Below are 22,414 nucleotides of genomic sequence, written 5' to 3'. Positions count from 1 at the left end.
ACGATGCACCAGGAGAACATCATGAGGAAGACAACCAAACTTGTATTCGCCTTCATCGCGCTGGCCGGAGCCATCGGCACCGCCGCCTATGCCGACGAGAGTTCCCGCCAGGACGGTCGCGACGGCATGACGATGCGTCTGGATAAAGTCATGAAGGACTCGAACGGCGCTATCACCTTCGATCAGTTCTCGGTTGCCATGGATAGCCGTCTGAAGAAGTTGGTCGCAGACAATGGCGGCAAGCTCACGGTGGAACAACTGGCTGCGGCGCTGGAAAAAGCCCGTTTCGAGCGGATGGCGAAGCGTATCGTCGCCCGCTACGACACCAAGGGAGATGGCACGCTGACAGCCGATGACATCACCACGCACGATAAGAAGGTGTTCGCCATGCTCGACCGCAACAATGATGGCAGGATAGAAAAGAGCGAATTGCCCGGTCGCGTTGGGCGCCATCGTCAAGGAGATGGTGGCGGTAACGACGACGGCGGCGGCATGCAGTAACGTGGTCTATAAACCTGGACCAGCGCAGGTTCCGGCGGTGCCATCCGCCGGAACTGTTTTCAGGCGGCCGCCTTTATCTGTGACGCCGCCTTCGTAACCGGAATACGAACCGAGACGATCGTGCCGACGCCTTGGGTCGATCGGATCTTCAGGGCGCCGCCCTGCAGCTCGGCCAGCGAACGCGAGATGGCGAGGCCAAGGCCCGATCCCGCATGGCTTTTGGAGAACTGGTTCTGCACTTGCTCGAACGGGCGTCCGAGCTTGCTGAGGGCTTCCTTGGGAATGCCGCAGCCATTGTCCTCGATCGTCAGGATCAGAGCCCCTGATGTGTTGCGGGCCCTGACCGATATGTGCCCGCCCTGACCGGTGAACTTCACGGCGTTGGACAGAAGGTTGATGACGATCTGCTTGATCGCCCGGCGATCGGCGAACAGCGTGATCGCATCGGCGATCCGGGTTTCGACGGTGATCGACTTTTCCTGGGCCTGCAGCGAGACGACGCGAACCGTTTCGCTGATCAGTGGCCCAAGGTCGATCTCCTCGCGGTCCATCGAGAACTGTCCGGCTTCTATCTTCGACATGTCGAGGATGTCGTTGATCACGCCCAGCAGGTATTTGCCGCTGCTGTTGATATCGGTGGCATATTCCTCGTATCGCTCCGAGCCCAGCGGTCCGAACAACCCTTGCTCCATCAGCTCGGAGAAGCCGATGATGGCGTTCAGCGGTGTGCGCAACTCATGCGACATGTTGGCGAGGAATTCGGATTTGGCCCGGTTCGCCGCCTCCGCGCGTTCGGTTTCCTTCATGTACTTGCGGTTGAGTTCGACCAGCTCGCGCGAGCGCTCTTCTTCCGCCCTGCGGGCAAGGCTTAGATCATGGATCGTCGCCATCAGCCGGCGTTCGCTGTCCACCAGTTTTTCCTGATGCAGCTTGATCTGGGTGATGTCTGAGCCGACCGAGACAGTGCCGCCGTCGCGGGTGCGCAATTCGTTGACCTGCAGCCAGCGTCCGTCAGCAAGTTGCCGTTCGAAGGTTGCGCCGCCTTGGGGGCCGTTGCTGTTGGCCAGGCGCCGCTCGGAGGCAAAGGCCAGCATGCGCTCTTCCAGCACGGCGCGCGAGGCGCCCGGCATAACGTCGCGATCCGACAGTCCGTTGTCCTTCTGATACTTCGAATTGCACATGATGAGGCTCTGGGCGGAATCCCAGAGCACGAAGGACTCGTTGATGTTCTCGATGGCCGTTCTCAGCCGAAGGTCCGCTGCTTCGGAACGCAGCGCCAGATGCCGCTGTTCGGTGACATCGACGGCGATGCCGATCAGCTGGATTTCCGGTGCCTCCGGATCGATGACCTGTGCCCTTGCGCGCATCCATACCCATTGCCCATCGGCATGCCGCATCCGGAACACCTGGTCTATATGGTCGATCTCGCGAGAGACGATTCTGTTGGCAAGCTGGAAAAGGTCGCCATCCTCGGGGTGAATGATCTCGTCGACCTCACCGAAGGACAGCATCGTGTCGCAAGGCTCGTAGCCGAGCATGTCGTACATCGAGCGCGACCAGTACATCTTGCCGCGCACCATATCCCAGTCCCACAGGCCGCAGCGCCCCCGAACCAGCGCCATGTCGATGCGCTGATGCGCCTCGAGATAGATGCGATCGGCGGCCTGGGCACGCGCCGCCTGGCCGAAATAGGCGTAGAGGACAACGATAAGTACGCCGGCTGTCAGCACGAACAGCGTGACGTTCAGCGAGACCGTCTTGCGCCAGGTATCGAAGACCGCTTCCTGCGGGACGAGCACTGCCGCGGCGCCCTTCTTGCCATTGGCAAGGCTGACCGCCGCATACCAGTCCTTTCCGCCGATGCTGACATCCATGACACCGGCGCGGTCGCCGAACATGAACAGCGGCTGGCCACCCTGGACCAGGCCGTCAAGCGTGCGTCCCTCCCATCGTGTCGATTGCGGAGTGACGGCAATGATCTTGAAGTTGCTGTCGGTGACGGCAAGCACATGGCTCCGGCCCATCGCCGCCTGACGGCTGATGCTCTCCAGCAGATCCTGCGTCATTCCCGGCGCCATGTTCGCATCGATGGCGATCGCGCCGGCGAGTTGCCCCGCCGCCAGTGCCAGGATTGCCTTGGCGTCGCGCTCCACGTCGTCACGTTCATTCATGAGCGACAGCAGCCGGAGCGCCGCGACAACGATCAGGAAGATGATGATGAGGGCAGGGATCGATCGGCGCAATAGCGGCTCCGCTGCAAGCAGCCGTTTGTAGGCAGGTTCAGCGATGAGCCGCGTGTTGCCGGCGAGACCGTCGCTTCGGGTCTCACGCCGCTCAAAAGCTGTCCCGCCGGGCGCGCCCCACGCGTCCGCCTTCGCCATAAATGGCTCTCCCCGATTTTCAGTATGTCCTGACTGCTACAGGCTGGACGATCCGGCAAACGCCGCACTTCCGAATCGCCATTAAAGAATCAAAGGTGATTCGCCTTGTCCAGAGGCGCGACGAAAAAACATTAAAAATAGACTAAAATAATGTCTTTCCGGGCCTCGACCTGAGTCGAGATGAGTCTGGACGAACTAGATCAGCGTTCGCTCGACGATATCGCGCAAATCAGCCGAAAGGTTTTCGGCATTGGCGATCGAAAGCAGCGCCTCCCGGGCCTTGGCTTGTCGGCCAGGTTCGAGCGAGCGCCATGACCTCAGTGCGGTTGCCAGCCTCGCGGCCACCTGCGGGTTGCGCTTCTCGACATCAAGCACCGTCTCGGTGAAGAACCTGTAGCCCTCGCCGTCAGGTCGGTGGAAGCCGGTCTGGTTGGCGCTGGAAAAGGTGCCGATCAGCGAGCGTACCCGGTTCGGGTTCGCCATCGAGAAGGCAGAATGCTGGGTGAGGGCGCGAACGGCGTCGACGGTTTGCGGACCCGGCACGCTGGCCTGGATCTGGAACCACTTGTCCATGACCAATGGATCGTCGGAATATTCAGCCTCGAAATCGGCCAGCGCCTTTATCGCCTCCGGCGAACCATGGTGGCGGTGTGCGAGTACCGCGAGTGACGCGGCACGATCCGTCATGTTGGTCGCCGAATGGAAATGATCAGCCGCAAGGCCTACGCCTCCGGGGAGCAGCGAGAGGTAGTCGAGCAGGATGTTGCGCAGCGCACGTCGTCCGGCGCTCGCGGCATCAGGGCTGAACGCGTCATCGTCGACGAGACGATCGTAGAGGTGGGTAAACGCCTCGCGGTTCGCCGTGGCAATCGCCAGTGCCAGGGCCTCACGGCTCCTGAAAACAGCGTCCGGATCAATGTTCTTGCCGATGTCACGGGCGATGTCGGCCTCGCTCGGCAGCGCCAGGGCCAGTGCCCGGTAGGCGGGTTCCAGAGTCTCATCTCCGGCGATCTTGCCGGAAAGGTCGGTGAGCCGGGACGCGAAAACGGGTGGCTTGCCGCCAAGAATCTGCCTGAAGGCGGCAATCAGCGCGTCGGTCAACAGCGTGTTGAAGGCCTGCCAGCGCGCGAAGGCGTCGCTGTCATGGCCGGCAAGGAAGAACTGGTCGTCGGCTTTCTGTTCGACCGAAAGCGTCACCGGAGCCGAAAAGCCGCGATTGAGCGACACGGCAGGGCGTTCCGCAACGCCGGAGAAGCGCACGACATGCCGGCGCTTGCGGACATGGATGACGCCATCCTCCACGGTGGCTCCCTCCACGCTGCTGTAGGCAACGGGTTCGCCACCGGCCCCGACCAGGCCGAAGGCGAGGGGAATGTGCATAAGCCGCTTGCGGCTTTCGGACGGCGTCGGCGGAACGGACTGCTCGATTTCGAGGATGAATTCCTGCGATGCGGAATTGTGCGTCGAACTGACGGTCAGATTAGGCGTGCCCGCCTGATGATACCAGAGCGCGAATTGGGACAGGTCGCGGCCGGAAGCGTCCTCGAACACCTTTATGAAATCCTCGATCGTCGCCGCCTGGCCATCGTGGCGCTCGAAATAGAGGTTCATGCCGGCACGAAAGGCGTCCGCGCCAAGGATGGTGCGGATCATGCGCACCACTTCCGAGCCCTTTTCGTAGACCGTCGCCGTGTAGAAATTGTTGATTTCGCGGTAGCGGCGCGGGCGCACCGGATGCGCCAGCGGCCCCTGATCTTCCGGAAACTGATGCGCTCTGAGCGTGCGCACTTCGGCGATGCGCTTGACCGCTCGCGAGCGCTGGTCGGCGGAGAATTCGTGATCTCGGAAAACCGTCAGCCCTTCCTTGAGGCAAAGCTGGAACCAGTCGCGGCAAGTGATTCTGTTGCCAGTCCAATTGTGGAAATATTCATGCGCGATGATCGCCTCGATATTGGCGAAATCGGCGTCGGTCGCGGTCTCCTGGTCGGCGAGCACATACTTGTCGTTGAAGATGTTGAGACCCTTGTTCTCCATCGCGCCCATGTTGAAGTCGGACACGGCGACGATGTTGAAGACATCGAGATCATATTCGCAGCCGAACGCCTCCTCGTCCCATCGCATCGACCGCTTCAGCGCATCCATGGCATAGCCGGCGAGCTTTTCCTTGCCGGGCTCGACATAGATGCCGAGTTCGACCTTTCGGCCAGACATGGTGACGAAACTGTCGGCGACCTTGCCGAGATCACCTGCCACCAGGGCGAAGAGATAGGACGGTTTGGGGAAGGGGTCATGCCAGACCGCATAGTGCCAACCGTCGGCGAGATCGCCGCTTTCGACCGGATTGCCGTTGGACAACAGCAGCGGCGCTTCATCGCGCCCGGCCTCTATGCGCACCGTGTAGACGGAGAGAATATCGGGGCGGTCGAGAAAATAGGTGATGCGGCGGAAGCCCTCGGCCTCGCATTGCGTGCAATAGACACTACTGGACCGATAGAGGCCCATCAGCGTTTCGTTGCCTGCGGGCGCGATCTGGGTTTCGATGATGAGCCGGAAGCGCTTCGTGGCTGGAACTCTTGTGATCGTCAGTTGATCTGGCGTCGCCTGATAGTCCGCCGGCTCCAGCTGTCGGCCGTCGATCTCAACGCGAAGCAGCGTCAGCCCGTCGCCGTCCAGCACCAGCGGCGCTGATACCGAGACGCCGTCGCGGCGTTCCACCGTCAGCACGGCTGTAACGTGGGTGGCGTGCGGCGAAAGGCGGAAGGTCAGGTTGGTTTCCGGAATGAGGTAGTCGTTGGGGCGATAGTCTTCGAGCTTGAAGACCTGGCCAGTGTCCGTGCGCATTCCGTGGGTTTTCCTGTCGATTCCAATGGCCGTGGATCGGGCCGTTCGTCCAAAATTTCGAAGTCCGCGCTCTTTACACGAAACGGCCCCTCGACAAAACTGGAGCAATGCCTATTTCAGGCGTTCGTTCTCCGATCATCCCTGCGAGGCATCCATGACCGTCATCACGCCGAAATTCGGGATGGGCGCTTCTGTACTGCGTCGTGAGGATGCGGCCTTCATCCAGGGGCAGGGCCGTTATACCGACGATATCCAGCCGGCAGGTGTATTGCATGGCTATGTGTTGCGCTCGCCCGTGGCCAAGGGACGTTTCAAGATCGGTTCGACCGACGCGGCCAGGGCCGCTGATGGCGTGCATCTGGTGCTGACGGGCAGGGATCTCGCCCATCTGGGTGATCTCAAATCCGGGGTCATGCAGAAGCAGCCGGATGGAACCAGGGCGCCGACCCGCGACATTCCGATCTTGTGCCGTGACCGCGTCAACTATGTCGGTGACGCCGTGGCTTTCGTCGTCGCCGATAGCCGCGCGCTTGCCCAAGATGCCGCCGAACTGATCGAGGTTGACTACGACAGCGAGGACGCCGCCTCCGGCACGGCCACCGCGCTCGCCGAAGGCACGCCGCTGGTGTGGCCTGAACTCGGCTCCAACCGCGCCTTCAGCTATCACATGGGCGACAAGGCTAAGACCGACGCTGCTTTCGCCCGAGCCGATCACGTGACCCGCGTTGAGTTTATCAACAACCGGTTGGTCTGCAACTACATGGAGCCGCGATCCGCGATCGGCGAATGGAACACCGCGGAAAACCGCTTCGTGCTTACCACGGGGTCGCAGGGTGTGCATTCCATGCAGTCCATCCTGGTGGGCCTGTTCAATATCAAGAAGGACCAGCTGCGCGTCATCACGCCGGATGTCGGCGGTGGCTTCGGGCCGAAGAGCTTCGTCTATCGCGAATACCCGCTGGTGCTCGAAGCTGCCCGGCGCCTTGGCCGCCCGGTAAAATGGGCGGGCGACCGCACGGAGCACTTCCTGACCGACGCGCAAGGCCGCGACAATGTCGTGACCGCCGAGATGGCGATGGACAAGGACGGCCGCTTCCTTGGCATGAAGGTGGACCTACTCGCCAACATCGGCGCTTATGTCTCGCAATACGGCCCCTATATTCCCTATATCGGCGTTACCATGTCGACCGGTGTCTACGACATCGTCGCGCTGGATGTCTCGGTGACCGGCCTCTACACCAACACCTGTCCGGTCGATGCCTATCGCGGCGCTGGCCGCCCCGAGGCGGCCTTCCTGCTGGAAAAGCTGGTCGATGCCTGCGCCCACGATCTGGACCTACCGGTCGAGGAAATCCGGCGGCGCAACTTCATTCGGCCCGAGCAGTTTCCCTACCGCACGCAGACGGGCCGCCTCTACGACAACGGCGAATTCGCTGGCCACATGGATCGCGCGATCGAACGGGCCGAATGGAAATCGTTTCCGGATCGGCTCGAGCAGTCCAAGGCGGCAGGAAAGATCCGCGGTGTCGGCATGGCGACCTATATCGAGGCCTGTGCCTTTCCTGGTTCCGAGCCAGCCTTCGTCGAGTTGAACGGCGATGGCACGGTGACGCTGAAGATCGGCACCCAGACCAACGGGCAGGGGCACGCCACCGCCTATGCGCAGTTCCTGTCGGAAAAGCTCAATCTCGACATCGACAAGATCCATGTCCGCCAGGGCGATACCGATGAGCTGAAGGCGGGCGGCGGCACCGGCGGCTCGCGGTCCATTCCGCTCGGCGGTGTTTCGGCGTCGCGAGCCGGCGAGGACCTGGCCAACAAGATCAAGCGCATCGCCGCTGACGAACTGGAAGCGTCCGCCGGCGACATCGAATTGTCCGATGGAGTTGCCCGCATTGTCGGCACCGACCGCAGCATCGATTTTTCGGCGATCGCCAAGGCCGCGAAAACCCCGGAGGATCTCAAGGGCTTCGGCGAGTTCGTTCAGGAGGAATGCACCTATCCAAATGGCACGCATATCTGCGAGGTCGAGATCGACCCTGATACCGGCGCGACGGATATTGTGCGCTACACCATCGTCGATGATTTCGGCGTCACGGTGAATCCTGTCCTGCTAGCCGGCCAGGTGCATGGCGGTGTCGTCCAGGGCATCGGCCAGGCGCTGAGCGAGGACACGATCTACGGCGAGGACGGACAGCTCCTGACGGCAAGCTTCATGGATTACGCCATGCCGCGCGCGGACAATTTTCCGTTCTTCCATTTCGAGACCCGCAACGTGCCGTCGACGACCAACGCGCTGGGCATCAAGGGCGCGGGAGAAGCCGGCACCATCGGCTCGACGCCGGCGGCGTTGAACGCTGTGACCGACGCGCTTTATCGTGCCTATGGCGTCAAGCATATCGACATGCCGGCAACGCCGGCTCGCATATGGGCGACAATCCAGGAAGCCGGGGCCCCGAAAGCCGCGGCGCGGTGACAGCCAAGTCGCGTGCCGATCCGGTTGAACCACGATCCGATGATCAGGCTGGCGAGCATCATGTGCTCACCGGCATTGTCCTCAAGATCATGTCGGTCGCGGTGTTCGTCGCCATGTCGACCTGCATCAAGGCGGCCGGCACGGTGCCGGCCGGGCAGATCGTTTTTTTCCGCTCTTTCTTCGCCATCTTTCCGATCATCGCCTTCCTGGCCTTCAAGGGAAACCTCGCCACCGCTTTCACGACCAGGCGGCCCCTGAACCACGTTGCCCGCGGTCTTGTTGGTGTCTGCGCCATGGGGCTGACTTTCTTCGCGCTGACACGCCTGCCGCTGCCGGAGGCCATCACCCTGAACTACGCGCAGCCGCTGCTTGTCGTCGTGTTCAGTTCGATCTTTCTCGGCGAAGCGATCCGCGTCTACCGATGGAGCGCGGTCGTGATCGGCCTGGTCGGCGTGCTTATCATCACTTGGCCGGAACTGACGCTGCTGAGTTCAGACGAGGCGCTCGACGACCAGGAAGTGCTCGGCGTCGCCGCCGCGCTGGTCGCGGCCGCCATTTCCGCCGTCGCCATGCTGCTGGTGCGCAATCTCGTGCAAAGCGAGCGCACCGCGACCATCGTGCTGTGGTTTTCGGTAACGGCCAGCGTCATGTCGCTCCTGTCGCTGCCGTTTGGCTGGCAGTCGCTGACGCCACTGCAGGCAGGCCTCCTGGTCACCGCCGGCTTTTGCGGTGGTCTTGGCCAGATCCTGATGACCGCGGCGTATCGCCATGCGGAGGCCTCGGTCGTGGCTCCCTTCGAATACACGTCGATGATCCTCGGCGTCGTCGTCGGCTACCTGGTCTTTGGCGATATCACCAGCATCAACACACTGGTCGGTGGCATGATCGTCGTCGCCGCCGGCCTTTTCATCATCTGGCGCGAACGCCAGCTTGGCCTGGAGCGTACCCGCACAAGGAAAGCCGCCCTGTCGGGAGGGTAATCAGGCCGCTTCTGACCGTTCTTTCGCCAGCCGCACCAGCACTGTTCGCGTCTGCTCGTCGGCCGGAAAGAAGGATTCGATCGCCAGTTCCGACAGCGTTACGTCGAGCGGTGTCCCGAACACGGTGATGGTGCTGATGAAGGACAGCACCTGATCGCCATGCGCCAGCCGCAGCGGATGCACGATGGCGTTCGGCTCGACTGGCGTCGGCCGGTTGCCTTTCAAGCCCGATGGATAGGTTCGCAGTTCCTGCTCGAGCTCGGCCATTACCGGGTCGCCGGAGGCATCGTTCTGGTGTTTCAGCCGTTCCAGGAGATGCGCCCGCCATTCCGCGAGGTTGACGATGCGCGGAGCGATGCCGCCAGGGTGCAGGCTGAGCCGAAGCACGTTGACCGGCGCCGTCAGCAAAGATGCGTCCGCGACGTCCGCCAGGAAGGGAGCGAGAGCAGTGTTGGCCGAAACCAGGTTCCAGTGCCGGTCGACGGCCAGTGCCGGGAAGGGCTCATGTCCCTTGAGCACGATCTCGACAGCAGACATCGCCGGCGCCAGCGAGATATCCGCAAGCGAACGCTCGCCGAAGCTCGGTGCGAAGCCCGCCGCCAGCAGCAACTGGTTGCGCTGGCGAAGCGGTATGGACAGTTGCTCCGCCAGATGCAGAACCATGTCGCGCGAAGGTGCCGCACGGCCGCTTTCGACGAAGCTTAGGTGCCGCTGCGAGATATCCGCTTCCATGGCGAGGTCGAGTTGGCTCATCCGCCGGCGCGTACGCCATTCGCGAATGAGGGTTCCAGCGGAGATTTGTGCTGTCGTCATGGCGGCATGCTTAGGACGGCGGCGACAGCGTTTCAATTACCTGGGAGGTTATGGCTCCGCGTTTCCATTTCCCTACAGGGGAAGGAACGAACAAGGGAAGGCATTTGCCTTCACCCCAGTTCGCGCAGCTTCGCCTTCACTTCGAGAAAATCCCTCCAAGCGAGTTTCTTGTGCGCCGGCGTTCTCAACAGATAGGCCGGATGCAATGTCGGCATCGCCGGGATGGATGTACCCGCACCTGTCGTGTGAACCCGCCAGTTGCCACGCAGCCTCAGTATGCCCTCGGTCGTATTGAGCAATGTCTTTGCGGAAGGTCCGCCCAGATTGACCAGCACCTTCGGATTGACCAGTTCGATCTGCCGCTCGATGAACGGCCTGCAGATCTCGGTCTCATGCGGCGTCGGCGTGCGGTTGCCCGGCGGCCGCCAGGGAATGACGTTGGCGATATAGGCCGACGTGCGGTCGAGTCCAATCGCGGCAAGCATGCGGTCGAGCAGGCGTCCGGAGCGGCCGACGAAAGGCAGGCCTTCAATGTCCTCGTCCCGACCTGGCGCCTCGCCCACCAGCATGATGCCCGCGTCGGGATTGCCGTCGGCGAACACCAGGTTCTTGGCGGTGAATTTGAGATTGCAGCCATCGAACTCAGCCATCCGCTGGCGAAGCTCGTCCAGCGTCGTTGCCGTCGAAGCCAACTGGCGCGCCAGCGCCGCTTGCGCTTCGTCGGGAACCGTTGCCGGTGCCGAGGGCTGGGAAACAGCCGGGGCCTTCGGCCGCTCATCGCTCGCGCCGCGCGTAAAGGTGGGAGGTTGCACTCTCGCCGCGCCTTCGACCGTCGTCTGCTGGGGCGTGGCTTCGCCTCTCGCCTGTGGTTGCGGTCTGGCCGCGGCCTCGGCAAACCTGTTTACAGGAGTATCTTCGAGCGCGTCGTCAACGCCCGCGCTGGCGTAAAACGCCAGCAGGTCGCGCAGGTCCGGCAGGTTGTTCTGGGAAGCGGCAGTCATGGTTTCACAATCGTCCGCATGGCGCCAATTTGCAAGTTGTGCATGCCGCCCAAACCGCACGGCGGCTTTGGGATGCATGCACCATTAAATTCATGTCGCCCAATGGCGCGAACCTTTACGTCGACGGTATGCGCGGTTCCTGCACGAGATAGAACCGCCATTTCGGCGCGTAGTCCGTGATCAGGAAGTCGAAGGTCGCGGTCTTCAGCGGGTCGATCTTGCCGTTGCGGAACAGCAGACGGTCATAAGGCTCCATCTCTCGGTCGTAGCTGGCGAAGCTGCTGGACCAGATGTTGGTGGGCGTCTTGTTGGCCTGGTCGAAGGACAGCCCGTCGCCAAACACACTGGGTTGGCCGAGGATCGCCTGCAATTCAAACTGGAACTCGATCCATCCCTGGCCGCCATTGTTAAGCACGTCTATGCGCATATAAAGCAGGCCTGTGGCAAACTCGCCGGGCGTGCCGAACGGCTGGATCGGATCGGCCGCACGGATCGTGAGCGTCACCGGCGTTGCCGAATTCAGCTCTTCGGTGACAACAAACGGATCATCCTTGGTTCCGCTGCCGGACACGCCGGTAATGTGGAAGCCGCCAAGTTCGTCTGAAAACGAGTAGGCCCCGGACGTCCAGATTGTCTGTGCGTCCGCGGATGCTGGAAGCCCAGCCAGCATCAAAGGAGCCAGAAATGCCACGCGGCAAATCCGGCCGGCAGAAAAGGGAAAGCGCGTCGATGAAAAGCCAAATGGCTCGGGAATGCGCATGAATTGAATATGACCGATATGCAAGCCGTCGAACAATTGAAAAACACCGGGCGTAGGGCTTGCCGTTCCTCGGGCGCGACTCTTTGTCGAAATCGGCATTGTCACGTATGCGCCGGTTTCCTGTCGCCAATTGATGCGCTATGCAGCGCGGGAGCCAGCAAGATACCCGAATGGGACAAGCCAGTGCGGAGGGGTTGATGAGCGATATCGAACGCGAAAGCATGGAATTCGACGTGGTCATCGTCGGTGCCGGTCCGGCTGGCCTCGCCGCCGCCATCCGCCTCAAGCAGGTCAACCCCGACCTTTCCGTCGTCGTCCTGGAAAAGGGCGGTGAGGTCGGTGCTCACATCCTGTCCGGCGCCGTCGTCGATCCGATTGGCATCGATCGCCTGTTGCCAGGCTGGCGCGAAGAGGAAGGGCATCCGTTCAAAACCCCTGTCACCGCCGATCATTTCCTGGTCCTTGGCCCGGCCGGCTCGTTCCGCCTACCCAACATCCTGATGCCGCCGCTGATGAACAATCACGGCAACTACATTGTCTCGCTCGGCAATGTCAGCCGCTGGCTGGCCGGCAAGGCCGAGGCGCTGGGCGTCGAAATCTACCCGGGCTTTGCCGCCGTGGGACTGCTCTACAATGAAGAAGGCGCCGTCACCGGCGTCGTCACCGGCGACATGGGTGTCGAGAAGGACGGGACGCACGGCCCAGGCTTCGCGCCGGGCATGGCCCTGATGGGCAAGTATGTGCTGATCGGCGAAGGCGCGCGCGGCTCGCTCGCAAAGCAGCTGATTGCAAAATACAAGCTTTCGGAGGGCCGGGAGCCCGGCAAGTACGGCATCGGCCTCAAGGAACTCTGGCAGGTCAAGCCGGAGAACCACAGACCGGGCCTCGTGCAGCATTCCTTCGGCTGGCCGCTCGATATGAAGACCGGCGGTGGTTCGTTCCTCTACCACCTGGAGGACAACCAGGTGGCGGTGGGCTTCGTCGTCCACCTCAACTACAAGAACCCTTATCTGTCGCCATTCGAGGAATTCCAGCGGTTCAAGACCCACCCGGCTATTTCAGGCACGTTCGAAGGCGCAAAGCGACTGGGGTATGGCGCTCGCGCGATCACCGAAGGCGGCTGGCAGTCGGTGCCGAAACTGTCGTTCCCCGGCGGCGTGCTGATGGGTTGCTCGGCGGGTTTCGTCAACGTGCCGCGCATCAAGGGATCGCACAATGCGGTGCTGTCGGGAATGCTGGCCGCGGATCATGTCGCCGAGGCAATCGCCGCCGGGCGCGCCAATGACGAACTCATCTCATATGAAGCAGCATGGCGTGCGACCGATATCGGCAAGGACCTGAAGAAGGTTCGCAACGTCAAGCCGTTATGGTCGCGCTTTGGCACCATCATCGGCGTCAGCCTCGGCGGGCTCGACATGTGGCTGAACACTCTTTTCGGCGTCTCGCCCTTCGGCACGCTGAAACATGGCAAGGCAGACTATGCCGCGCTGGAGCCTGCCGCCCAGCACAAGAAGATCACCTATCCAAAGCCTGATGGTGTGCTCACGTTCGACCGGTTGTCCTCGGTCTTCCTCTCCAACACGAATCACGAGGAAAACGAGCCGGTCCACCTGCTGGTCGGCGACATGGATCTGCAGAAGCGTTCCGAGCACGATGTCTTTGCCGGGCCTTCCACACGCTACTGCCCAGCCGGTGTCTACGAATGGGTAGACAAGGATGGCAACAGCGCCGCTGACCCTTCGGCCAAGGATGTGCGTTTCGTCATCAACGCGCAGAACTGCGTGCACTGCAAGACCTGCGACATCAAGGACCCGAACCAGAACATCAACTGGGTGCCGCCGCAGGGCGGCGAGGGGCCGGTGTATCAAAACATGTAAGGCTGGACGCCTGGCTGCCGTTCACACGACCGCGTGAAGTCGCCCAAGGCCGTTGAAGCGGCCGGAGACCTGTGCTCTGCTTGTTTCGTTGCAAGGGAAACCGGGATGCGCTTGACGACCGTGACATTGCTGGCGGCGGTTGGCGTAACCTTCTGCTTTTCTTCCACGGCCTTGGCCGGCGTCAAGGTCATCGTCGCGACGCGGACATACGATGTTGCCGGTATGTCGGGCGAAGCGCTGGTTGCCTCGATGGACCGTAACGGACCGAGGCACGGTTTCATGGCCCGGGCGATCGCGCAGACCAACTATACCAAGACCTGGGACTTCGAGTTCACCAAAGTCAGGGGCGCTTGTCGCATCAAGCAGGCCAACGGCACGCTTAACCTGAATTTCGTCTACCCGCGGATTGCGTCCCCCATCCCACCGGCGCTCCAAAAACACTGGAAGCGGTTCCTCGACGGCGTCACCGCGCATGAGGAGACGCACGGCCGCATCGCCAGGGAAATGATGGCGGCCACCGACAAATCGTTGACCGGCCTGACAGTCCCCGATGATCCGGAATGCTCGAAGACACGGCGCGAAGCCAACAGCCGCATCGACGCCATCTATGCCGAATACGAAGACAAGCAGAATGCCTTCGATGCCACGGAGCATCGTGAAGGCGGCCATGTCGAATACCTTCTAAACACGTTGGAGGCGCCTTAGCGCCAGGTCAGAGGGAGACTGTCGCCGTCTCGGGCTCGCCTGTCGGCTTCTCTTCCTGCGGCCGCAGCGAGAATTCCACCAATATCGGCAGGTGGTCGGAGCCAGTGTTCTCCAGCGTTACCGCCGAATGAAGCAGGACCGCGCCCTTGCTGAAGACTTGGTCGATCGGTAGTCCTGCAAAACGCAGGGTTTCCGGCAGCTTGCGATGGAGCCAGGTCGGCCCGACAGACGGCATCAGGCGCAATTCACCCATCTCTGCGACGCGGCGAACGGCAGCGCTCCATGGCACGGCGTTGCAGTCACCCGCCATGATCGCCGTCTCGGCAAGCGAGGCCAGGGGATCCGACAATTCGCCGATCTGCCGTGACTGCTCGAACGGCCACGGCCAGCCGAGGTGGAGGGCGGCCACATCGATGTCTATACCACCGAAATCGACCGTTGCGATCGCCATGGCGCCGCGGCCAAAGCAGCGTTGCTCTGTTCCAGCCGAGAAGGGGCGCCTCGATACGATGCCGACACCGAACACCCCGTTGGGGAACGGACAGAAGATCCGATAGCGATAGATGCTGGAGATGAGCGAGAATTTATCCTCCCACATCTCGGAAACCTCTTCGATCGTTATCACGTCTGGATTGGTCCGGCCGATCAGCGACAGCACTTTTTCCGGTGTCGGATTGTTGTAGCGCAGATTCATCTGCAGCAGCCGATAGACCGCCTGCTTGTCGCTCGTGGCCTCGAAGCCAGCCTGGACCGGCCACAGGCGCGGTAGCGGCAGTGCGTTCGAGGTGGTTGAAAATGCCGCCACGGCAAAGAGCAGGGCGGCGGCCGCCTGCAAGCGGAATGTCGTGGCAAGCAATGGCAGCGCGCAAAGCGCCATCAGCACGGCCAGATGAACACGAAAGTGGGAGAACGAATCGAGCGCCGGGTGCAGCGCCCCGAAAAATCCGGCAACAAGTGGCACGGACAGGGCGAACATGGCGACGAATGTCGCTGTCGCCGCCTTGTGTCGATTGAGTCCCATCGGCTTGCTTATCGGTACAATTACGGCCCAATCAAGATGGCGAAATGTCTGCCGGCCTACTGGAATGCCGTCTCCGAAAAACTTCTGAGCTTGCGCGAATGCAGCCGCTCCATCGGCATTTCCGACAGCTTCTCCAACGCCCTGATTCCGATGGTCAGATGCTGCGCCACTTGCCGCTTGTAGAATTCCGTCGCCATGCCCGGCAGTTTGAGCTCACCGTGCAGCGGCTTGTCGGAAACGCAAAGCAACGTCCCGTAGGGCACCCGGAAGCGGAAGCCGTTCGCCGCGATCGTCGCCGATTCCATGTCGAGCGCGATGGCCCGCGACTGCGACAGGCGTTGCACGGGCCCACGCTGGTCGCGCAGTTCCCAGTTGCGGTTGTCGATGGTGGCGACGGTGCCGGTGCGCATGATGCGCTTGAGATCGTAGCCGGACAGGCCGGTTACTTCGGCGACGGCCTCCTGCAAAGCCACCTGGATCTCCGCCAATGGCGGGATCGGAACCCAGACAGGAAGATCGTCGTCGAGAACGTGGTCTTCGCGCACATAGGCATGCGCAAGAACATAATCGCCCAGCGCCTGGGTGTTGCGCAGTCCGGCACAGTGACCGAGCATCACCCAGGCATGTGGCCTGAGCACCGCGATATGGTCGGTGATCGTCTTGGCGTTCGAGGGGCCGACGCCGATATTGACCATGGTGATGCCGCCATGGTTCGGCTTCTTCAGATGATAGGCGGGCATCTGTGGCAGGCGCGGAACTGCCACGCCTGAACTGGGCGCACCTTCGCCGGCCCTGGTTACGACATTGCCTGGCTCGACGAATTCGGTATAGCCACCGCCGCCTTCCGCCATCAGAGCGCGGGCGCGCGCGACGAATTCATCGATGTAGAACTGGTAGTTGGTGAACAGCACGAAGTTCTGGAAATGCTGCGGTGTGGTCGCCGTATAGTGCGACAGGCGATGCAGTGAATAATCGATGCGCTGTGCGGTGAAGGGCGCCAGCGGCCTTGGCTCGCCGAACGACACTTCGAATGTACCATTGGCGATCTGGTCGTCGGTTCCGTCGAGATCCGGCACGTCGAACAGGTCGCGGATTGGCCGCTTGATGCGCTCGGCCGCAGCGCCGTCGACATGGGTGCCTTCGAGGAAGGCGAAATGCAGCGGAATGGGCGTGGTCGATTCTGAAACGGTGACCTCGACGCCATGATTGCGCATGATCAGGCGAAGCTGTTCGGCGAGGTAGCTTTCAAACAGTCCGGGTTGGGTGATGGTCGTCGCGAAATTCCCCGGCGTCGGCATATGGCCATAGGCTTGGCGGGAGTCGACCTGGGTGAACGAATTGGTGGTGACGCTTATCTCGGGATAGAAAGCCCGATAGCGCTTGCTGTTGTCGCCGCCAGCGGCCAGCGCTGCAAACGAGTCACGCAGGAACTTGGTGTTACGGTCATAAAGGAGCTGAAGTGCGGCAACCGCCTTTTCGGGGTCGCTGAAGCTTTGCCGGCCAAAAGGCTCCGGCATGACGACCGATTCGATGGCTTGGGGATAGATTCGCTTTTCCATGGCTCAATATAGAGACTTGGAATGACCGTTGGGAGGGGGGCGGTGGCCGAAGGCGCCAAAAGCGCGGCTTTTTCTTTTGGCGCAAGGCCTTGAGTGCGTCTGATGATTCAATCTTGAAGCGTCGCGCTCAACCGCGCTGCAGGCTGACCAGAAGTACGAAGCCCACCCCTGATTTCCTCATCGCCGGCGCATCGATCGTCGAGCCGACATCGGCGCGCATGGCGGGCACGGCAAGGACAGGTGCCGCGAGCACCAGCAGGATGAGTGCCGCCCGCGGCAGCAGCCGAAGGACCTTGAGTGCGTTGGCGGCGATGGGGTTCATGGCTTGATACTTCTTTCGAGGTCTTGGCGCGGCGCTTCAGCGGCGCAGGTGATCGGGGCAGGTGAAGCCGCAGGTGCCGGATCCGGTCTCTGCCCAATAGCGGGTTGGGCGGCCGGCCTCGGCGACAAGGATGGCGAAGAACAGTCCGAAAAGGCTCATCAGCAGGCAGACGATGGTGAAACGGCGGGCGAGCATTGTCTGGTGTCTCCTTCAACACGCAGGAGAATGCCCGAGCGCGACTGAACCGGCTCTGATGCCGGCGTTCATCTGCCATTCAAATTCATTGACAGTTTTAGCAATCGCCGCCTGCCTCTGCCGGCGGTTCGTCACGGCGAGGCTGTCACAGCGCCGGTGATACGAAAACGGGGCCTCCTCGGGCCCCGTTGGTAATCCATGAGAGAGCGAACGATCAGAGTTTGTGCCAGGTCTGGCTCTTGCAGATCAGCCCGCCCAGTACGCAGCCGCTCATCTTCAATGATGCCCCCGACAGGGTCGCCTTGCCGGAATAGGTCTTGTCGTTTGCCGGGTCGGTGATGCTGCCGGCATACTTGTTGTCCCCGGCCGGCTTGAGCGAACCTATGGTCTTGCCGGCGTATTTGCCCGTCTTGAGCGTGATGGAGAATTCACCGGAGCCCGAGATGGCTGCTGTGTCGCCAGCCTGTGTCTTCCAGTTGCCTTCGATCGGATCGGCCCATGCCGCGCCGGCCATGATCAATGTAGCCGCGAGGGCCAGGCTCGTTTTTCGAAACATGTTTGTCCTCCCTGTGGGTTTCCCGGAACGGTGCTCCCCGCCGGTCTGCCGCTTACGCAAACGTAAGCTAATCCAGCTCCTGGCAAAACAAAAGCGGTGCCGCTACGGCAACAGCCAGGATTTTCGGATGCCGAAATCGCCCGCGCCAGCCCGAAAATGAAACGATCGATATCGTGTCTTTGTCGGCCGTGGTTAGCAGAGTCTTGATCTCGGCCTCGGAAATTTTCGTCAAATTTGGTCGAAACCGCCGCGATTGCTGACTTTGTATCCTTAACGAATTTCGACGTTTACCTATTGTTTTAGCTTTGTTTTCTTCAAATTAAGCACGCCATTTAACGACGGATTCAAGCCTGCGAGGCATTCTCGAAAGCATCGGAAGAGCGGCACGGAAGACAACACGCAAGCAGCTCTCGGGAGCCTGACAGGGGCCAGAAACAGGGGATTGAAATGGCACGTTTTGAAATGCTTGAAGCCGGTTTTGGCGCCATGGGCGCGACTGCACAGGCCGACATTCTTTTCGAATTGGGCATGATGTATGCGACCGGCCGCGACTGCGAGACCGATGTCGTCGCCGCCCACAAATGGTTCAACATCGCCGCGATCAAGGGCTCCGTCCGCGCCGCCGAATTGCGCTCGGAACTGTCGGCCGCCATGTCGAAGGCCGACATCGCCAAGGCGCTGCGCGAGGCTCGTGAATGGATGACCATGCACTGAGATCCGCCGGATCGTTGATATAGACCGCAGACAGGGAAGCTCCGGATCAAGGCCGCACAGATGGCCGGAACCGGCGGAATACAAAGGCCGCGCAAGACGGCCTAGCACATCAAGAACAAGAACGCGGCAGGCAAGGGCTGAGCTGCGCGGTTGCAGGGAAGGCGAGCGGGATTTAGGCGCGGGGGCGCTTGGGGATAGCTCGACGGGCGAAAAAAGCCGCGACCGGCCGGAACAAGGCCAGCGCGGCTTTTTTGCGTGGATGACGCTGTGCAGGCCCAATCGAGTGCCACCAATGCGCCTAGACAGGCCATGCGAAGGATGAAATTGTCCCGCCTCTCTGAAAGAAGCGCGGCCGGGGCGGCCGCGCGTGAAGTGGAGGAGTTGTTTCAACCATGAGAAAAACAAGTATTTTGAGCGCGGCCGTTTTTGGCCTCCTGATGAGCGCGCCAGTTGCCTTGGCGGACGACATCACCTTTGCGGTGGTCGGACCGATGACAGGACAACTCGCCACCATCGGCGACCAGTTCAAGCAGGGCGCACAGGCTGCCGCCGACGCCATCAATGCCGCGGGCGGCGTCAATGGCTCGATGATCAAGCTCGACATCGAAGACGACCAGTGCGATCCCAAGCAGGCTGTTTCAGTGGCCAACCGGATCGTCGCCAACGGCGTCAAGTTCATTGATGGCCACGCTTGCTCGGGCTCGAGCATTCCGGCGTCCGCCGTCTATGCCGAAGCTGGCGCCCTTATGATGAGCCCGGCCTCGTCCAACCCGGTGCTGACCGACGCTGCAGCGAAAGCAGGCTGGCCGACGATCATGCGCCTCTATACGCGAGACGATGCGCAGGGAGCTTTCATCGGCCCGTGGATCGCCAAGAAATACGCGGGCAAGAACGTCGTCATCCTGCACGACAAGAGCGCCTATGGTCAGGGCGTGGCGGATGCCGTCAAGGCGACGATGAACACCGGCGGCCTCAAGGAAGTGTACTATGACGCCATCAATCCCGGCGAGAAGGACTATTCGGCGCTCGTCACCAAGCTGAAGGATCTCAAGGCCGATGTCGTCTATTTTGGCGGCTACCATCCTGAAGCTGGCCTGATCCTGCGTCAGTCGGCCGAGCAGAACCTCAAGTTCCAGCTGATCATGCCCGACTCCATCGCTTCACCGGAATTCTGGCAGGTTGCCGGCCCGGCCGGCGAGGGCACCATGTTCGTGTTCCCGTCCGATCCTCAGGCAAAGCCGGAGGCAAAGGCTGCCGTCGAGAAGATCAAGGCCGGCGGCTTCGTTCCAGAAGGCTTCACGCTGTTCTCCTACGCCACGATCCAGGCTTTCGCCGAAGGCATCAAGCGCGCAGGCAGCGACGATCCGGCCAAGGTCGCCGAGGCGCTGAAGAACGGCACGCCGATCAGCACCGTTGTGGGCGATGTTACCTTCGACGAGAAGGGCGACCTCAAGAACGCCAGCTACGACATCAACCAGTGGCATGACGGCAAGTATGCGCCAATCGCGCAGTGATCGCTCCGGCGATCAAGTGAGTTGAAGAGATGGCCGGGCTTGTCCCGGCCATTTTCATTTCCGGTGGAGACCTCTGCTCCGAATGCCGGCGGCACGGGGATCAGGCGTGAACATCCTCGGCGAACCGCACCAGCACCGTGCCGTCGGTGACTTGTGCCCCTTCCGAGGCGATCTCGGCGACCACGCCATCGTGTGGGGCCGCGATGGTGTGTTCCATCTTCATCGCTTCGAGGATGAGCAACGGTTGGCCTTTGGTAACGGCTTCGCCGGCAGCCACGCGCACCAGCTTGACCAGGCCGGGCATCGGTGCGCGCAGACTGCCCGATGCCGCGGCCGATTCATCGGCCCTCGCCAAGGGGTCAGGCACGGCGAATGTGTAGCCGACGGCGCCTGAGAAGACCGTGACGTGACCGGGCCAGCGAGCGAGGCGAGGTGTGGTGCGAAGATCCTGCGCGTTGGCGCTGCCGGATGGTGCGTCCAGCGTCACCGCGAAGCGGCCATCCGGCCGCACCGATACCTTTGCCGTGATATCGTGCTCACCGTAGAGAAGCCGGGTTCGCCGCGACGTCGGATGAAAATGTTGGTAGCCAGCGAGCGACGACCAGGGATCGTCCGATGGCGACATTTCGCCAGCCCCCGATGCCGCCAGGGCCGCGGCGGCAACGGTTTCGCAGTCAGGCGGTGCAATTTCGGTCAGCGCCTGCTGATGCCGGCCGATCAGTCCGGTGTCGACATCGCCTTTCGAGAAGTCGGGATCGGCGGATAGGGCGGCAAGAAAGGCGGTGTTGACGGTCGATCCGGCAACTTCAGTCTGGCGAAGCGCTGCGGCGAGCGCTCCCAGCGCCGCGGGCCTGTCCTTGCCATGCACCACCAGTTTGGCGATCATCGGATCATAATAGGGCGAGATCGTATCGCCGGCTCGCACGCCGGTCTCGATGCGCATCGTGGCGCCTTCGGGTGCGGTATCAGGGAATTTCAAATGATGCAGCGTGCCTGTTGCCGGCAGAAAGCCCTTTGTCGCGTCCTCGGCATAGATGCGTGCCTCGAAAGCGTGGCCGGAAAGGCTGATCTCGGCTTGCTCCCTAGGCAGCCTTTCGCCGGATGCCACCTTCAGTTGCCACTCGACAAGATCGGTGGCGGTGACCATTTCGGTGACAGGATGCTCGACCTGCAGCCTAGTGTTCATTTCCATGAACCAGAAACGATCGGCCTTCAGCCCCTGCGAGGCATCGACAATGAACTCGATGGTGCCGGCGCCGGAATAGTTGATCGCCTTGGCCGCCTTCACCGCCGCATCGGTCATTGCCTTGCGCAGTTCCGGTGTCATGCCGGGGGCTGGCGCCTCTTCGATCACCTTCTGGTGGCGGCGCTGGGCCGAACAGTCCCGTTCATAGAGATGTACCGCATTGCCGAAATTGTCGCCGAATACCTGCACCTCGATGTGACGCGGCTTGTCGACATATTTTTCGACCAGCACGCGATCGTCGCCGAAGGCGGCCTTGGCCTCCCGGCGCGCGCCTGACAATGCCTCGGAAAAATCGTCGGGATGTTCGACCTTGCGCATCCCCTTGCCGCCACCGCCGGCACGCGCCTTGATCAGAACAGGATAGCCGATCTCACGCGCCTTGGAAGCGAGCAGCACGATCTCCTGCGCTTCGCCGTGATAGCCGGGCACCACGGGCACGCCTGCCTTCTCCATCAGCCGTTTGGCGGCGTCCTTCAGCCCCATTGCCCGGATCGAGGCCGCCGACGGGCCGATGAACGTAAGCCCGGCTGTGACCACCTGGTCAACGAAATCAGGGTTTTCCGACAGGAAGCCGTAACCGGGATGAATAGCCTCGGCGCCCGTTGCCAAGGCAGCGGCGATGATCTTGTCGCCGCGCAAATAACTTTCGCCTACGGGAGAGGGGCCGATGTGTACCGCCTCATCGGCCATCTCGACATGCAGGGCACGGGCATCGGCATCGGAATAGACGGCGACGGTCCGCACGCCGAGTTTGCGGGCGGTGCGCATGACGCGACAGGCGATCTCACCGCGATTGGCGATCAGGATCTTGGTGAACATGGGGCCTCCGCTGTACGAGCTTGCGTCGAGCTAAGGAGGTGTTTTCCCACGCCCCCCTCTGTCCTGCCGGACATTCGTCCTACCTGGCGGTAGATCGAACGTCGCCGCCGGTTTCGCCAATGGCCAACAGTGA

Annotated in this window: 18 protein-coding genes; 7 read left to right on the top strand and 11 right to left on the bottom strand. The window is 61.7% G+C overall.

What is annotated here, in order from left to right; all coding sequences use genetic code 11:
* Positions 1–21 precede the first annotated feature (21 nt).
* On the top strand, positions 22–501 hold the full coding sequence (locus tag ACO07C_RS08960; protein WP_421913818.1) for a hypothetical protein: 480 nt from the start codon (positions 22–24) through the stop codon (positions 499–501).
* 59 nt (positions 502–560) lie between these two features.
* On the opposite strand, the gene ACO07C_RS08955 is transcribed toward ACO07C_RS08960, so the two are convergent.
* The gene (locus ACO07C_RS08955; protein ID WP_421913817.1) at positions 561–2,882 is read right to left on the bottom strand and encodes a PAS domain-containing sensor histidine kinase; all 2,322 of its coding nucleotides are present in this window, start codon (positions 2,880–2,882) and stop codon (positions 561–563) included.
* Between the two features lie 195 nt (positions 2,883–3,077).
* The gene (gene pepN / locus ACO07C_RS08950) at positions 3,078–5,723 is read right to left on the bottom strand and encodes an aminopeptidase N (protein ID WP_421913816.1); all 2,646 of its coding nucleotides are present in this window, start codon (positions 5,721–5,723) and stop codon (positions 3,078–3,080) included.
* A 154-nt stretch (positions 5,724–5,877) separates the two neighbouring features.
* On the opposite strand from pepN, the gene ACO07C_RS08945 reads away from it, so the two are divergent.
* Together ACO07C_RS08945 and ACO07C_RS08940 are read left to right on the top strand one after the other, a co-directional pair.
* Positions 5,878–8,199 carry a xanthine dehydrogenase family protein molybdopterin-binding subunit gene (locus ACO07C_RS08945; RefSeq protein ID WP_421913815.1) on the top strand — a complete coding sequence of 774 codons (2,322 nt, stop codon included), beginning with the start codon at positions 5,878–5,880 and terminating at the stop codon, positions 8,197–8,199.
* On the top strand, positions 8,151–9,179 hold the full coding sequence (locus ACO07C_RS08940) for a DMT family transporter (protein ID WP_421913814.1): 1,029 nt from the start codon (positions 8,151–8,153) through the stop codon (positions 9,177–9,179). Before ACO07C_RS08945 ends, ACO07C_RS08940 begins: the two co-directional genes overlap by 49 nt.
* Here ACO07C_RS08940 and ACO07C_RS08935 read toward each other — a convergent pair whose 3' ends face one another.
* The 3 genes from ACO07C_RS08935 to ACO07C_RS08925 all read right to left on the bottom strand — a co-directional run bounded on the left by ACO07C_RS08935 (position 9,180) and on the right by ACO07C_RS08925 (position 11,753).
* Positions 9,180–9,992: a helix-turn-helix domain-containing protein gene (locus ACO07C_RS08935; RefSeq protein WP_421913813.1), complete on the bottom strand. Its 813-nt coding sequence runs from the start codon at positions 9,990–9,992 to the stop codon at positions 9,180–9,182. It lies immediately after the preceding gene.
* Positions 9,993–10,102: 110 nt separating this feature from the next.
* Complete coding sequence (locus tag ACO07C_RS08930; protein WP_421913812.1) at positions 10,103–10,993, bottom strand: uracil-DNA glycosylase; 891 nt, start codon at positions 10,991–10,993, stop codon at positions 10,103–10,105.
* 115 nt (positions 10,994–11,108) lie between these two features.
* On the bottom strand, positions 11,109–11,753 hold the full coding sequence (locus ACO07C_RS08925) for a hypothetical protein (protein ID WP_421913811.1): 645 nt from the start codon (positions 11,751–11,753) through the stop codon (positions 11,109–11,111).
* 197 nt (positions 11,754–11,950) lie between these two features.
* Here ACO07C_RS08925 and ACO07C_RS08920 point away from each other — a divergent pair, with 197 nt between their 5' ends.
* Both ACO07C_RS08920 and ACO07C_RS08915 read left to right on the top strand, forming a co-directional pair.
* Positions 11,951–13,630: an electron transfer flavoprotein-ubiquinone oxidoreductase gene (locus tag ACO07C_RS08920; RefSeq protein WP_421913810.1), complete on the top strand. Its 1,680-nt coding sequence runs from the start codon at positions 11,951–11,953 to the stop codon at positions 13,628–13,630.
* 105 nt (positions 13,631–13,735) lie between these two features.
* Complete coding sequence (locus ACO07C_RS08915; RefSeq protein WP_421913809.1) at positions 13,736–14,335, top strand: DUF922 domain-containing protein; 600 nt, start codon at positions 13,736–13,738, stop codon at positions 14,333–14,335.
* Positions 14,336–14,342: 7 nt separating this feature from the next.
* On the opposite strand, the gene ACO07C_RS08910 is transcribed toward ACO07C_RS08915, so the two are convergent.
* The 5 genes from ACO07C_RS08910 to ACO07C_RS08890 form a co-directional block, all read right to left on the bottom strand.
* Entirely contained in the window at positions 14,343–15,356 is a 1,014-nt protein-coding gene (locus ACO07C_RS08910) for an endonuclease/exonuclease/phosphatase family protein (RefSeq protein WP_421913808.1), read from the bottom strand.
* Positions 15,357–15,412: 56 nt separating this feature from the next.
* A complete protein-coding gene (locus tag ACO07C_RS08905) occupies positions 15,413–16,873 on the bottom strand; it encodes an AMP nucleosidase (RefSeq protein WP_421913807.1) in 1,461 nt (486 codons plus the stop codon).
* Between the two features lie 169 nt (positions 16,874–17,042).
* Complete coding sequence (locus ACO07C_RS08900) at positions 17,043–17,237, bottom strand: hypothetical protein (RefSeq protein WP_421913806.1); 195 nt, start codon at positions 17,235–17,237, stop codon at positions 17,043–17,045.
* Positions 17,238–17,273: 36 nt separating this feature from the next.
* A complete protein-coding gene (locus tag ACO07C_RS08895) occupies positions 17,274–17,432 on the bottom strand; it encodes a hypothetical protein (RefSeq protein ID WP_421913805.1) in 159 nt (52 codons plus the stop codon).
* Positions 17,433–17,646: 214 nt separating this feature from the next.
* Positions 17,647–17,988 (bottom strand): DUF2147 domain-containing protein, encoded by a 342-nt coding sequence (locus ACO07C_RS08890; protein WP_421913804.1) that lies wholly within the window; start codon positions 17,986–17,988, stop codon positions 17,647–17,649.
* Positions 17,989–18,435: 447 nt separating this feature from the next.
* Between ACO07C_RS08890 and ACO07C_RS08885 the strand changes: the two genes are divergently transcribed.
* Positions 18,436–18,702, top strand: coding sequence for a sel1 repeat family protein (locus tag ACO07C_RS08885; protein WP_354459703.1), 267 nt, complete (start codon positions 18,436–18,438; stop codon positions 18,700–18,702).
* A 392-nt stretch (positions 18,703–19,094) separates the two neighbouring features.
* A complete protein-coding gene (locus ACO07C_RS08880) occupies positions 19,095–20,216 on the top strand; it encodes a branched-chain amino acid ABC transporter substrate-binding protein (RefSeq protein WP_421913803.1) in 1,122 nt (373 codons plus the stop codon).
* Between the two features lie 100 nt (positions 20,217–20,316).
* Here ACO07C_RS08880 and ACO07C_RS08875 read toward each other — a convergent pair whose 3' ends face one another.
* Positions 20,317–22,281: an acetyl/propionyl/methylcrotonyl-CoA carboxylase subunit alpha gene (locus tag ACO07C_RS08875; RefSeq protein WP_421913802.1), complete on the bottom strand. Its 1,965-nt coding sequence runs from the start codon at positions 22,279–22,281 to the stop codon at positions 20,317–20,319.
* Positions 22,282–22,414: the final 133 nt, after the last annotated feature.

The sequence above is a fragment of the Mesorhizobium sp. genome (assembly GCF_965229135.1).
Lineage (GTDB): Bacteria > Pseudomonadota > Alphaproteobacteria > Rhizobiales > Rhizobiaceae > Mesorhizobium.
The sequence above is the reverse complement of the archived record's forward strand: the minus strand, read 5'-3'. Positions and strand labels throughout refer to the sequence as shown.

What these genes read in the sequence shown, in the direction of transcription:
- ACO07C_RS08910 (WP_421913808.1), bottom strand. Translation starts at nt 15,356, where the DNA reads ATGGGACTCAATCGACACAAGGCGGCGACAGCGACATTCGTCGCCATG.
- ACO07C_RS08935 (WP_421913813.1), bottom strand. Translation starts at nt 9,992, where the DNA reads ATGACGACAGCACAAATCTCCGCTGGAACCCTCATTCGCGAATGGCGT.
- ACO07C_RS08945 (WP_421913815.1), top strand. Translation starts at nt 5,878, where the DNA reads ATGACCGTCATCACGCCGAAATTCGGGATGGGCGCTTCTGTACTGCGT.
- ACO07C_RS08875 (WP_421913802.1), bottom strand. Translation starts at nt 22,281, where the DNA reads ATGTTCACCAAGATCCTGATCGCCAATCGCGGTGAGATCGCCTGTCGC.
- ACO07C_RS08955 (WP_421913817.1), bottom strand. Translation starts at nt 2,882, where the DNA reads ATGGCGAAGGCGGACGCGTGGGGCGCGCCCGGCGGGACAGCTTTTGAG.
- ACO07C_RS08880 (WP_421913803.1), top strand. Translation starts at nt 19,095, where the DNA reads ATGAGAAAAACAAGTATTTTGAGCGCGGCCGTTTTTGGCCTCCTGATG.
- ACO07C_RS08920 (WP_421913810.1), top strand. Translation starts at nt 11,951, where the DNA reads ATGAGCGATATCGAACGCGAAAGCATGGAATTCGACGTGGTCATCGTC.
- ACO07C_RS08895 (WP_421913805.1), bottom strand. Translation starts at nt 17,432, where the DNA reads ATGCTCGCCCGCCGTTTCACCATCGTCTGCCTGCTGATGAGCCTTTTC.
- ACO07C_RS08905 (WP_421913807.1), bottom strand. Translation starts at nt 16,873, where the DNA reads ATGCCGGAGCCTTTTGGCCGGCAAAGCTTCAGCGACCCCGAAAAGGCG.
- ACO07C_RS08940 (WP_421913814.1), top strand. Translation starts at nt 8,151, where the DNA reads ATGGGCGACAATCCAGGAAGCCGGGGCCCCGAAAGCCGCGGCGCGGTG.
- ACO07C_RS08960 (WP_421913818.1), top strand. Translation starts at nt 22, where the DNA reads ATGAGGAAGACAACCAAACTTGTATTCGCCTTCATCGCGCTGGCCGGA.
- ACO07C_RS08925 (WP_421913811.1), bottom strand. Translation starts at nt 11,753, where the DNA reads ATGCGCATTCCCGAGCCATTTGGCTTTTCATCGACGCGCTTTCCCTTT.
- pepN (WP_421913816.1), bottom strand. Translation starts at nt 5,723, where the DNA reads ATGCGCACGGACACTGGCCAGGTCTTCAAGCTCGAAGACTATCGCCCC.
- ACO07C_RS08885 (WP_354459703.1), top strand. Translation starts at nt 18,436, where the DNA reads ATGGCACGTTTTGAAATGCTTGAAGCCGGTTTTGGCGCCATGGGCGCG.
- ACO07C_RS08930 (WP_421913812.1), bottom strand. Translation starts at nt 10,993, where the DNA reads ATGACTGCCGCTTCCCAGAACAACCTGCCGGACCTGCGCGACCTGCTG.
- ACO07C_RS08890 (WP_421913804.1), bottom strand. Translation starts at nt 17,988, where the DNA reads ATGTTTCGAAAAACGAGCCTGGCCCTCGCGGCTACATTGATCATGGCC.
- ACO07C_RS08900 (WP_421913806.1), bottom strand. Translation starts at nt 17,237, where the DNA reads ATGAACCCCATCGCCGCCAACGCACTCAAGGTCCTTCGGCTGCTGCCG.
- ACO07C_RS08915 (WP_421913809.1), top strand. Translation starts at nt 13,736, where the DNA reads ATGCGCTTGACGACCGTGACATTGCTGGCGGCGGTTGGCGTAACCTTC.